Origin of the sequence: Salipaludibacillus daqingensis (genome assembly GCF_029891575.1) — a bacterium.
Taxonomy (GTDB): Bacteria; Bacillota; Bacilli; order Bacillales; family Salisediminibacteriaceae; genus Salipaludibacillus; species Salipaludibacillus daqingensis.
Map to the genome: position 1 here is coordinate 26202 of NZ_JARZHF010000012.1, position 12161 is coordinate 38362.

At 37.0% G+C, this 12161-nt stretch carries 10 protein-coding genes; 2 read left to right on the forward strand and 8 right to left on the reverse strand.

Features of this window, described 5'->3' with window-relative positions; genetic code table 11:
• Positions 1 to 2: 2 nt before the first annotated feature.
• The 6 genes from QDN89_RS19645 to QDN89_RS19670 all read right to left on the reverse strand — a co-directional run bounded on the left by QDN89_RS19645 (position 3) and on the right by QDN89_RS19670 (position 7455).
• Entirely contained in the window at positions 3 to 1283 is a 1281-nt protein-coding gene (locus QDN89_RS19645) for a ribonuclease H-like domain-containing protein (RefSeq protein ID WP_280771878.1), read from the reverse strand.
• A 94-nt stretch (positions 1284 to 1377) separates the two neighbouring features.
• Positions 1378 to 3648, reverse strand: a complete 2271-nt coding sequence (locus QDN89_RS19650; protein ID WP_280771879.1) for a DEAD/DEAH box helicase — start codon at positions 3646 to 3648, stop codon at positions 1378 to 1380.
• Between the two features lie 125 nt (positions 3649 to 3773).
• The gene (locus QDN89_RS19655) at positions 3774 to 4631 is read right to left on the reverse strand and encodes a polysaccharide deacetylase family protein (RefSeq protein WP_280771880.1); all 858 of its coding nucleotides are present in this window, start codon (positions 4629 to 4631) and stop codon (positions 3774 to 3776) included.
• 272 nt (positions 4632 to 4903) lie between these two features.
• Positions 4904 to 5632 (reverse strand): PadR family transcriptional regulator, encoded by a 729-nt coding sequence (locus QDN89_RS19660; RefSeq protein WP_280771881.1) that lies wholly within the window; start codon positions 5630 to 5632, stop codon positions 4904 to 4906.
• Positions 5633 to 6044: 412 nt separating this feature from the next.
• Positions 6045 to 6800: an STAS domain-containing protein gene (locus tag QDN89_RS19665; protein ID WP_280771882.1), complete on the reverse strand. Its 756-nt coding sequence runs from the start codon at positions 6798 to 6800 to the stop codon at positions 6045 to 6047.
• Positions 6769 to 7455: a cobalamin B12-binding domain-containing protein gene (locus QDN89_RS19670; protein ID WP_280771883.1), complete on the reverse strand. Its 687-nt coding sequence runs from the start codon at positions 7453 to 7455 to the stop codon at positions 6769 to 6771. Before QDN89_RS19670 ends, QDN89_RS19665 begins: the two co-directional genes overlap by 32 nt.
• Positions 7456 to 7603: 148 nt before the next feature.
• Between QDN89_RS19670 and QDN89_RS19675 the strand changes: the two genes are divergently transcribed.
• On the forward strand, positions 7604 to 8767 hold the full coding sequence (locus tag QDN89_RS19675) for an MFS transporter (protein WP_280771884.1): 1164 nt from the start codon (positions 7604 to 7606) through the stop codon (positions 8765 to 8767).
• On the opposite strand, the gene QDN89_RS19680 is transcribed toward QDN89_RS19675, so the two are convergent.
• Positions 8731 to 9660, reverse strand: a complete 930-nt coding sequence (locus tag QDN89_RS19680; protein WP_280771885.1) for an alpha/beta fold hydrolase — start codon at positions 9658 to 9660, stop codon at positions 8731 to 8733. The two genes, QDN89_RS19675 and QDN89_RS19680, sit on opposite strands and share 37 nt — an antisense overlap.
• Positions 9661 to 9804: 144 nt before the next feature.
• Positions 9805 to 10332 (reverse strand): type 1 glutamine amidotransferase domain-containing protein, encoded by a 528-nt coding sequence (locus tag QDN89_RS19685; RefSeq protein WP_280771886.1) that lies wholly within the window; start codon positions 10330 to 10332, stop codon positions 9805 to 9807.
• A 174-nt stretch (positions 10333 to 10506) separates the two neighbouring features.
• Here QDN89_RS19685 and QDN89_RS19690 point away from each other — a divergent pair, with 174 nt between their 5' ends.
• Positions 10507 to 11931: a C40 family peptidase gene (locus tag QDN89_RS19690; RefSeq protein ID WP_280771887.1), complete on the forward strand. Its 1425-nt coding sequence runs from the start codon at positions 10507 to 10509 to the stop codon at positions 11929 to 11931.
• The last annotated feature ends 230 nt before the right edge of the window (positions 11932 to 12161 follow it).

A 12161-nucleotide genomic window follows, 5' to 3' on the forward strand; every position in this document is an offset into this window, starting at 1 on the left:
TCTTATTTTCTAAATTTTTGTTCCAAACGATTTAAACGTTTGTTTAAATTTGCTTCTTGTCTTTTGCGAATAGTTTGTGTCATTCGTTTCGTTTTCTTTAACTGAGACGATGCTTCTTTCGCATAATAAATTGCCTTTTCCATATCTTTTTCGTAATGCTCAGCAAGTTTGGATAGTTCGATCCATGCTTCTAGTGGTGGAAATGTAGTTTGATGAAGAGAAGTTGATAATAGACGAATAGCTTCCTGTTTATTTCCTAATTTTTTATTCAATAGTCCAAGTCGGTAATAAGCTTGTGAAAAAGGCCGAGAAGATCGTTCTATAGATTGTTCATAATGATAAAAAGCCCATTCGTAGTTCCCAAGCTTTTCAAACCAATCTCCTATATAGTAATGTTCCATTGACGTTGTGTTTCCATTACTAGAAAAAATGATTTTCATCGCTATTTGTTCATATAAATAAGCTAAAGAGCGGACATCTTGATCATTATGTTTAATAATCCCGGCTAGATGATGAGGATCTTTTTCATGTAAATAATCAAAGTACAACAAAGGTGCTAAACTTCCTGGTGTATCATTCTCTCTTGATATGTGTAATTTTTCCTCTTCCACAATAGAAAGACGACATGATGGTAATTCATGTTTCCACAATCGCCTTGCACTATGTAGTAAATCAATATGCCCGAATTCAGGAAGTTTTGGTAATTCTTTACGAATGAATGCATGACGAGATTTCACTTGTGGCCAATCAAAAGATTTTCCGTTGTAAGTAACTAAATAATCATCTTCGGCAAAATCTTCTAGAAACCCTGAAAGAAAAGCAGCCTCGTTAGAAGGGCTCTCCAACAAGTGTTGGGTCACTTCTATTCCTTCCGCTTTTAGTCGGGCATATCCGATTAAAAAAATCACATTCCCAGCCCCAGTAGATAACCCGGTTGTTTCTGTATCAAAAAACAATAGCCTGTCGGTTGATTTTCCGTGAAAGGACAGGGGGTGTGTCGTTAAATCACTACTCCAAAAATCTTTTAATTTAGTCATAGAACGAAGGAGTGCCTTATCTCTTTTTTGATCATATGTATAGACGACTCTCTTACGGTAAGATCGTTCGCCATCAAAATAAAACGGAACGAAACCTAGTTTTGAAAAGGAATCTTCAAGTGATAACGTTTCATGAGGAATCTCATCTGAAGAAGAATCTTTTTCTAACTCAGTAGATTCCTTTTTATCATTCGTTTCTGTTTGTAAATGCTTTTTCATGCGAATAAGCTTTGATTTGATACTCATTGTTACCACCTGCCTTCCTTCCCTTCTATTTTATCATAAAGGGTAAATCGTCTCACCGTAGTTGTCGTATTATTACCTTTTTAAGATGAAGGATTTATTCATAAGTTGCTATTTGACTTAATAATTTTAATACCCACTTTTTCACCTGGGTCTCAGGACCGGCTCCTGCTACACCTACACAGGAAGGGCAACCACCATCACAAGAACAGTTCCAAACAAAGTCCAAGCATTCCCTGATAATCTCATTGATTTGAGTGTACACACTCTCACTTAGACCAATCCCTCCAGGATATCGATCGTATAAAAACACAGTTGGCTGTTGTGAATGAATCGCCTTTACTTCTGGGACGGCATGGAGGTCATTACGATCACACATCACATGGACACAGGATACATGTTGGATGACGTGGGCCATTCCCATTAATACTTGTTCAATGACATCATCTTTTTCATTTGCAAACGTCGATTCTGCAAACGTTAACGCTAACCCATTCGAATGAAGTTCTTGTTCTGGCAAATGGATTGGACCAGAACCAATATTTTCAAAGGTTTCAAGTTTAATTTTCTTGAAGATCGTCGCCATGGCAGTGACCATCACGTCACCATACTGAACGTTATGCATTCCTGCTGCTTTATCTTTATCAATTTCCAATACTTTCAGCTTTACAGCTAGATTTGCATCCGTAAAGTATTCCACATCTACTTCTCGAACGAACGCTTTTTTCTCATCCCAATCCAAGTATTCTACTTGATATTGTGTCCCTTCATGAAGATAAATAGCTTCATCATGAAGCAAGGTCATGGCACTAAACGTGTCCATTTCACCAATGACACGATGGTTTTCTACGGCAGACTGATCAATAATCACAACGTTTTCTTGGGCAGCGGACCTAAGACTAATGTTATGAGCAGGAAACGCATCATTCATCCAAAACCACTTGTCGTTATTATCATGGAGAACGCGTTCCTCTGTTAAATATTCAAGAATTTCTTCCACATCTACCCCATCAAACGTATCCCCCCGATGAAATGGTAATTCATACGCAGCGCATTTCAAATGGTCGACAAGAATAATTAAGTTATCTTTATTGATTCTTGCTGTTTCAGGTGATCCCTCAAAAAAAAATTCAGGATGTTGAAATAAATATTGATCCAACGGACTAGAATTTGCTACCATAATGACAAGCGATTCGTCCTTCCTTCGTCCAGCACGCCCTGCTTGCTGCCAACTTGACGCAATCGATCCAGGATAACCATTCATAACGCATACTTGTAATTGACCGATATCGACACCTAATTCAAGGGCATTTGTACTGACGACCCCTATTGTTTCGCCACTTCGTAGACTTCGTTCAATTTCACGACGTTGTTTAGGTAAATAACCACCTCGGTAACCTCGGATTGACTGACGGTTGATCTCATTTTTTACGAGTTCTTGCAAATGACTTAAAATGATTTCAACGCGAACGCGACTTCTTGCAAAGACAATCGTCTGAATTTTTTCTTTTAGAAATCGTGACGCTAATTCATTCACAACTTTTGTTCCATTTTTACGAATGTTCAACTGTTTATGAACAATTGGAGGATTATAAAAAACGAAATGTTTTTTTCCTTTAGGAGCACCGTTATTATCTATTAATCGAACGGGTTCTCCAATCAATTCCGATGACAGTTCTTCAGGGTTAGCTATCGTCGCTGACGTACAAATGAACGTCGGGTTACTCCCGTAATATGCGCAAATCCGCTTTAATCGGCGAATTACATTTGCAACGTGTGAACCAAAAACTCCACGATACGTATGAAGTTCATCTATAACAATTGTTTCTAGGTTTTCAAATAAGGAGATCCATTTCGTATGATGAGGCAAAATTGCCGCATGTAGCATATCAGGGTTTGTAATCACCACATGCCCTGCTTTTCTGACCACTTGTCTAATGTTTGCAGGCGTATCTCCATCATACGTATAGCTATTTATATTCACTTCCATCTCATCGATGATTTCATTTAGTTCCGCTTTTTGGTCTTGCGCTAACGCTTTTGTTGGGAAAATATAAAGTGCCCTACCAGCAGGGTGATTCATATGCTTTTGCAATACAGGTAAGTTATAACACAAAGTTTTTCCAGAAGCGGTCGGAGTTACCGCAACGACATTTTCTCCTCTCATGACCGTATCATAAGCACTTTTTTGATGTGTATAGAGTTGTTTAATAGAACGCTTTTCCAACGCGCGTTTTATTCGATTATCTAATTCATGAGGCATCTCAACCGTTTTCGCTTCTTTCTCAGGGATTTCATGCCAATGTGTCACTTGTGAATCTTTTTTTAATTCTTTGATTAATTCTGCTAACGTTTTTTTCCCGAACATGGCTTCCCCCTCCTACTCTTTCACCATTATAGCGAATATACGTTCTTGAATCTAGTTTAAAAGAACGGATGGGGGATTATTTTTGGAAGATAGTAAAGTCAAGAAAATGATATAAGCGGCTGATTTCATCTCTGATAAGGTATATTCAACAAATTTGGGACGGTTACAAATTCATAACCTTGCTCCTGAAGTTCCGGGATCAATTGTTGCAGGGCCTCGATCGTTTCTGTTTGGTCCCCTTCTGCGTCCGTGCCATCATGCATGAGAACGATGGCACCAGGTTGCATTTGATCATAAATGTTGCTAATAATCTCGTCTGGAGAAATCTCTTGCCAATCGAGAGAATCCACAGACCATCCGATAATGGAATATTTAAGATTTATTAATTCATCTACTAATTCATCATATAAAAATCCATAAGGCGGTCGAAATAATGTCGTTTGATAACCAATGATAGATTCTAGTGTAGCTTCCGTTGTTTCTACTTCTCTTACGAGGATGTCTATTTCCCCTTCTTCCACTAGGTCAGGGTGCCAGAACGTATGATTCCCTATGACATGACCTTCATTTAAGATTCGTGTCGTCAAATCAGGATAAGCTTCAGCTCTAGAACCTAATAAAAAAAAGGTGGCTGGAACATCGTACTCCTGTAAAACATCTAATACACTAGGCGTAAACCGCGGGTCTGGTCCATCATCAAAAGTGAGTGCCACCTTATTTTCTGTTGTTGGTCCTTGCAAAAAAACCGTATCAGGATACTGAAGCTGTAATGTCGTTAGAGGGATAGGGTCTTCGTCTTGACGACGGGTTTTTTCCGGTCCACCTTTGATTGGAGGTACGTCTTTATCTAAACTCTCTAACCTATGAACGAGATCTACTTCACTCGAATCTAAACCATATGCTTTTACATGAAATTCCACGACAACCAACATGCTCAAAGCGATCAATGACATTAAAAACATCCGTACTATTTTCCTAATCATGTTTCCATCTCCTTCAACTATGTTTTACGTAGTATTTTTTTTATGAAGGTTGTTTTATACACGAATGGAAAAATCCTCTGAGTATTCGTTAAATAACACTATAAATAACGACAACCACTTTGCAGTGATTGCCGTTATCTATAAAATCTTATGACTACGAAAACATTATCGCTTTATATGTTGAATAGCTTTTTTCTTATCTTGAAGTAGGTAATCGATAACTTTGATTTTCACAAAGAAGTATATTTAACGTTTTGCTTTACTTTAAAACTTTAGTATTTAATCTCCTCCATTAACTGCAAACACTCTCCTAAGTATTTTTTATGTTGAAGCGTCTGATCAAAAGTCGACTGTTCAATCTGTTTAAAGTGGTGAGCACCTTCATCTGTTAACTGGTAAAACCGTTTATTTCGCCTTACATCATTATCCCACCTACCGATGATTAGAGAGCCTTCTTCCATCTCGTGAGCGATGTCGTATAAGTAACCGATGGAAGGTGTCCAACCGAGTTCTTGTTCAAGTAACTCAGATATTTCAGCCATATAGAGCTTTCGTTGTATGAGAAGTCTTTTTAACGTATAGTAACGAATCACATCTTTAGCAGAAAATAATCGACTGAAAAATGGCCGATGCTCAGCATCAAGTATAGGCGCTATTTTCGGGTGAAGATTTTCTTTTTTTAATACGTGTTCTAATCGACTTACAACGGTTTTAACTGCTTCCATGGATGGAGTAAACGACTTTGAATAAGATTTATATACTTCTCTTCCCTTCCCTGTCATACTATAAAAAATTAGTTTGTCTTGTTTTTCTACAATTTCAATCAACCCTTCATTTTTTGCTTTCGTAACAGCCGAATAAAACGAACGCCGATTAATGGAACGATGACTAATGAGGTCATATGCTTTTTTCAAAATAGATGCTGGATAATCAGAGGTCTTTAAATTCAGAACTTTAAGAATCACAAGTTTATAAATATCTTCCTGGGTTAATTGTTTCATAACGGTTTCTTCCTCCCATTTAAATAATTATCATAACTAGATGTTCTCCATTTACCATTTTTATCTGCCTTGTACCTTGTTTTCTTAAACCTTTTAGCTACTTTATTTCCATAAACGTGATCATCGTTCGGTATATAGAGCATATGTGATGCGAGTGAATGATAGATTTTTTTGAGCTCTATCGATGTATATTATTCTACATATTACAGGAAAAGTCCTTCTTTTTAGTAATCAATTGAACAAAATAGACTATTGTTTATTGCTTTTTCATTATACCAAACGAATGTTCGCAATTCAATAATACGCCTTTTATACTTTTCTATTCTCATTTTCAACATAAAAAGACCATGTTCCCAACGTTGAGAACATGGTCAAATGTACACATATCAAATCATATTTTTAAATGAAAAAATTATCGAAGTTCTTCTATCAACCATTTTTGAATCGCCACTTTTGCTGAGTGAACGAAATCGAGATGCAATTCATTGCGATACGGTTTTAACGCTTGGGCATGTTGTGGAGATAAGCCAATCATGACAACGTAGATCCCCATTTGCTCCATCACAAGAATCATGTCTTTTAATTCCCTTACTCCTTCACGTTCAATGTTTCCAACAGCTGTAAAATCGATTAATACTCTTTCTGGTTGATTACGATAGACACGTTTAAAGGCACTATCCTTAATTGCAAGAATTTTTCGTTCCGTTAAATCTCCAAATACAGGTAACAGAGCTAAGTCTTCACTTAATTGTATGTATGGTCCTGATAATTCATTAAATTGATCAACAATGCGAGCATATTTTTCTTTTTTTTGAAACAATTCAAAATTTGTGTCATTTAATCGATCTTGAAGTTCCCCTAATTGCTTTTGAACAGCATCATATTGATCTCCCATCGGCACAAATACACAAGATATTTTGGTTCCATTAATAGTAGCGAACGCTCTAAACAGTTCTAAAGGAGAGTCATTTGTTATTAGATTAATTTCAAATTCTATTTTTTTATTGGATGTAATGAAGCAATTTTTCATCTTGTCCACATTGTCTTGATCAACAATCTCAAGAAGATTTTCCGTTAGCGGGAAAATCTCCTCTGCTTGCATGGATCTAGAAATAATATGGAAATCATCTGTTATATTAAACAACGGAAGAGGTAGTTGATGTTCCATCGAATTCATCCCGCCTAGTCTGTTTATCTTTATTAAACCAAATTTGTAGTTCATCTAAATCTTGAATAAATGTTGTTTGAGGTGGACCAATCGATGAAAAATCATAATTTTTAATTAAGCGACCACCAACTAATACTTCAGGTTTATCTTCCAATTTGCTGAACGCTTTTAAGTAGTCCGTTAACTCATCAATCCGATAAGCTAATGAAAAAGATAGACCTATGACATTCGGTTTCCATCGTTCTACTTCTTTAAGTACGTGATCAATCGGTAAATTTGATTGATAGTACTTTACATTCCAGTGTTTTTCTCGAAATAAAATCGACACCATTTTTAAACCTAAATAATGGTGTTCATCTTCTACAGTGAAAAACATTGCTTTAGGTGTTGCATATGGCGAAGCTGATTGTTGAAGTAGCTCAAACTCCGTCTGAGTTAGAACAAAATCACAAACAGCCGTTGCTAAATGTTCATCTGCCACTGTAATCTCGTTTTTTTGCCACATCACACCAATATCATACATCGCTGGCGTAATTAATTCGTTATATATTTCAAATCGGGAACAATTCCCTTGTCTTATCGTGACAATTTGTAAAGATCTTGCATGATCCCCTGCAAGTAACGCTTCAACAAATGCACGGTTTGTTGTATCCATTAATAACATCACCCTTTTATAAAAACTATCTTCGTTTTTATATATGATCATACTATTTTAACATATTCCTTCCCTGATGTTACCCCTATTTCCTTTACTATAGAATTTCACTCATTGTATAGTAAGGTAAGAAAGTGAGGACGCAAACATGACAAAACTATTATACTTCATTATCATCGTAGCTTTTTTAGATACATTTATCCAACTGCCTATCATTACACCCTATGCAATGGAATTAGGCGCTTCAAATATATTAACCGGTAGCATCATTGCCATCTATTCTTTAGCAAATATGCTAGGTAATATTTTAGCTGGTCACTGGATAGATCGTTTTGGACGGAAAAGAATTTTACTGATCGGTATGTTAGCTGTTGCGTTCATTTTACTATTTTATCCACTTGCTCAAACAGGAGAACAGCTATTTTTAGTGAGGCTTTTTCATGGACTTGCTGGTGGGGCATTGATACCAGCAGCTTTTGCATATATTGGTGATTACACAGTAAAGGGACAAAGAGGAAAAACGATGGCATATACTGGGGCTTGTATTGGAACAGCTGCGATCATTGGACCTGCTATGGGTGGAATTATTGCAGCTACATCTTCCATCGAGTTTGTGTTTTTTCTCGTTGCTGTCTTATTCACAGTTACAGCTGGGTTGATCATAGTATTTTTAAAAGAATCATACGTCCGCGCGAATAGAGGAAATGTATCTCTTTCTCATTTTGTCACGCTTTTAAAGGAACCTTTACTCATTCAGGCTAGTCTAACTGCTTTCGCTTTAATGGTAAGTAATGGTACCCTCGCTTTTGCACTACCGGTTAAAGTAGAATTACTTGGGTTAAGCTCTTCCGTAACGGGGCTTTTATTGAGTACGTTTGGAATCGTTGCTCTTATTGTTTTTTTAACTCCGATCAACAGAATTTATGACCAGTATGAACCTATGCTCTTAGTTTTAACTGGCCTTTCATTCATTGGAGTTTCCCTTGTCGCTTTAAGTATATTTCAAACCTTATTCAGCATTTCCTTTGCCATGGTCCTTTACGGACTTGGGTTCGCCTTGGTGTTTCCTTCTATGAATAGAATCGTCGCAGACGTTTCAACCCAAGTAGACAGAGGAAAAGCGTATGGGGTATTTTACGCTTCATTTTCTTTAGGTGTTGTTTCTGGATCTTTTTTATCCGGAGCCATCGCCGAAATCATTGGTTTCCCATTTCTCGTTAGTGCAGCGATTATGATGTCTTTCGGAGTTATTTTATTTTTCATGGCTAGAAAACATCAAGTTTTGTCTAAAAAAGACGTCATCCGCTCATAAACAAGGTGACGAATCTCATCATGTTCATTTAATAATTGATGACGACCGGCTGGAAAAAAAGCAATCTGAAGGTGATGGCATTTTTGTTTATAAAAAAGGACATTCTTTTTGTAATCAACCGTTGTGTCTTTCCCACCTTGAATAAAATACACAGGAGTTTTTAACGTGGAACAATAAATAATATGCTTATGCCATTCTTCCATAGCTCTCAACCAGTCGGTCTTTAACCATTTCACTTGCAAAGGATCTTGTTTAATAAACTTTTGATATGCTTGATCATGAGAGTTTTTCTTGAAACGTCTTTTTTGTTTTGGAATCACTTTTCCTACCATTCTAATTGCGCCTTTTACTAAATTCCAACGAAAGGGAAAGTATAGAGGTGCAACTAGAACTAGCCGCTTCAATTCTACTTTTTCTTCCGACACAGCGTGGAATAAGATCGCGCCTCCTGTGCTATGCCCAACACCAAATAATTTTGTCGGCATGAACATATCACAAATGAATTGATAACCTATTTCAACCGCATCCACATATTTATCAAATGTAGCAACTGTTCCGGACTCCCCTTGGGAAAAACCATGTCCTGGTAAATCTAATGTAACGACATCATAACCATTAGCTAGCAATTCATTCACGGTTCGACTCAAGCCTCCAGAATGATCTAAATACCCATGAACGAACAAAACCATTCCTTTCGACTTTTCTTTTAAAAAAGCTTGAATAAAGATATTTTGATTATGAGACATCATTGTTCCACATCGATATTGATCAAACTCCGTCATATCAAACATATAATACGATAAATATTCTTTTAAATAAGGATGTTTTTCGTGGGGATTCTTTTCATCTAAATGAAACGTTGCTTCGTTCATCTTTTTGATCCATTGCTCCATATGTTCATCTTCCTTTGCCTTTAGAAATCAATCACTATTCTTTTCTCTTATTCTGTATTTTACCCTATTAACGGGTATAGGAAAAGTCTACCATTATAATGAAAAGGAAGCGGCGATGATGCCGCTTCCTTTTCATTTACTATCCTATTTATTTTTTACCATCGCTTCAACTAACGCTCGACCGTAAGCGGGTAAATCTGGTGGCCTTCTACTTGATACGAGCGATCCATCCACAACGACCTCTTCATTATGCCAAGAAGCTCCTGCATTCGTCATGTCATCTTTAATACCAGGCGTACTCGTAACATTTTTCCCTTTTAATATACCTGCAGATATTAACACCCAACCAGCATGACAAATTTGCCCGATAACACGGTTTTCTTCATGCATATATGTCACCATGTTTATCACTTCATCGTAACGACGTAATTTATCTGGCGCCCATCCCCCTGGGACGAGGATAGCATCATATTCTTCAATATTAATTTGCTCAAATGAATAATCTGTCGTCACAGGAACACCATTTTTTCCTTTATAAACGGCGTCTGCCTTCTTACCAACAATATGACAAATAGCTCCTTCTTCTTGCAAACGATAGTGTGGATAGATTAATTCTGAGTCTTCAAATTCATGTTCCACAACTGTCAAAACTTTTTTATCTTTTAATTTCATCTTAAACACCCTTTCCATATCATACTCATGTGTAAGATACCCTGAAAGATTATCATTCAATCATTTACTAAATTATTCCTTTGTTTTACCTGCTTGGCTAATGTTCTAAGGTTAATTTACGGCCATATAATCATGTTAGGTTTCATAAGAAAGATTAGACGGGGAGGTATAAAGGTGAACAGTTTAACCAAACTGCAAAAAAACGTTATTTTTAGCTCTGCCGTTGCTACCACAGCTTTGGTTTTATCAGGAACAGAGTCGGAAACAAGATCACAGACAAACAACAATGAACCATCCGCCGAAAAAAAAACCATCCAGTCATCGACAATTAATTTTCAAAAATCTGAGTTGAAAATATCAAAAATCGACCTTACACTTATAAAAACAGCAAGCACTAAACAAGAATTGGAAACAAACGAACCAGTATGGCCAAAAGATATGGTGCTGTCCATTGGTGACGAAGGTAAAAAAGTGAAAGAAGTGCAATCTGTTCTACACGATGGAGGTTATTATTTATCAACCATCGATGGGGTTTTTGGTCCAAAAACAAAAAAAGCCATTTACGATTACCAAAAAAAACACGGGTTACAAATCGACGGTATCGTTGGAAAAGAGACGATTTCCACTTTGATCGGAACAAAAACAAAAGCAAAAAACGATTTGCATGTGATGTTAACATCACAACACGTCCTTCCACCTGTCTTTCAAACAGGCACCCATCTCTCGAATGATCTAACTTCTCCGTTTATGAAAGACCAATCCGATTCAAAAGAAGAGGCTGTCAATTATCTTCAGTACGGGGATCAAAATGAAGAAGTCAGTTTACTTCAACAAAAACTTAAAAAAGCCGGCTATTACGATGGCTCCACGGATGGAATTTATGGTTCCTACACACAGCAAGCCGTTCGAACATTACAAAAACATCATTCCTTACAAGTTGACGGTTTAGCAGGGGAAGAAATTCATCGTTTCTTGACGTCGACAGACCTTTCAGAACTTGCCAGAAAAAAAGAACAGATTGTCGCCAGTAGTTCTCCATCGGAAACACAATCTTCTTCTGAAAATAATCAGAGTGATAATCAATCATCAAGTTCTAGTTCTAATTCAAACCTATCCGATACTAGCACTACTTCTAATTCTAGTTCGAGCTCTAGTGATTCATCCTCTCATGCAGAAGATGAAAAGGAAGACGTTGAGGAAAAACCTGAACCTGAGTCTAAATCTCAAACTGTCACCGTTTCCTCCTCTAAAAATATGATTAGCGAAGGAAAAGACTTAATTGGCACCCCCTACCAATGGGGTGGCACGACACCATCTGGTTTTGATTGCAGTGGATTTTTAAATTACGTATTTGACAGATCTGGTGTTGATTTGCCTAGAACAGTTGCAGAAATTTGGAATGCAACTAATTCAGTCTCCTCGCCTAAAAAAGGGGATTTAGTCTTTTTTGAAACATATAAATCAGGACCTTCTCACGCAGGGATTTATCTAGGTAATGGCACATTCCTTCATGCAGGATCATCGACGGGGGTTACTATTTCTGAGATGAATAGCACTTATTGGGGGGAACGCTATCTTGGTGGACGAAGTATAAAATAATAAGAGAGTAGGTGTCCCAAAAGGATGATTTTTGAAGTCTTTTATATCATTAGGTCGGACTCGTTTTCTTTGGAACAAGTACAACATTAGATTACCCTTTCCTACGGTTAATCTCCCTGCGTTTTCTTTGATATGCGGACAGCGCTTCAAAAAGCGACATCTCCAATATAAAAAACGAGTTAGGAGTTAATCCTGACTCGTTTCCCTTAATTAAGAATGACTTTTAAGAA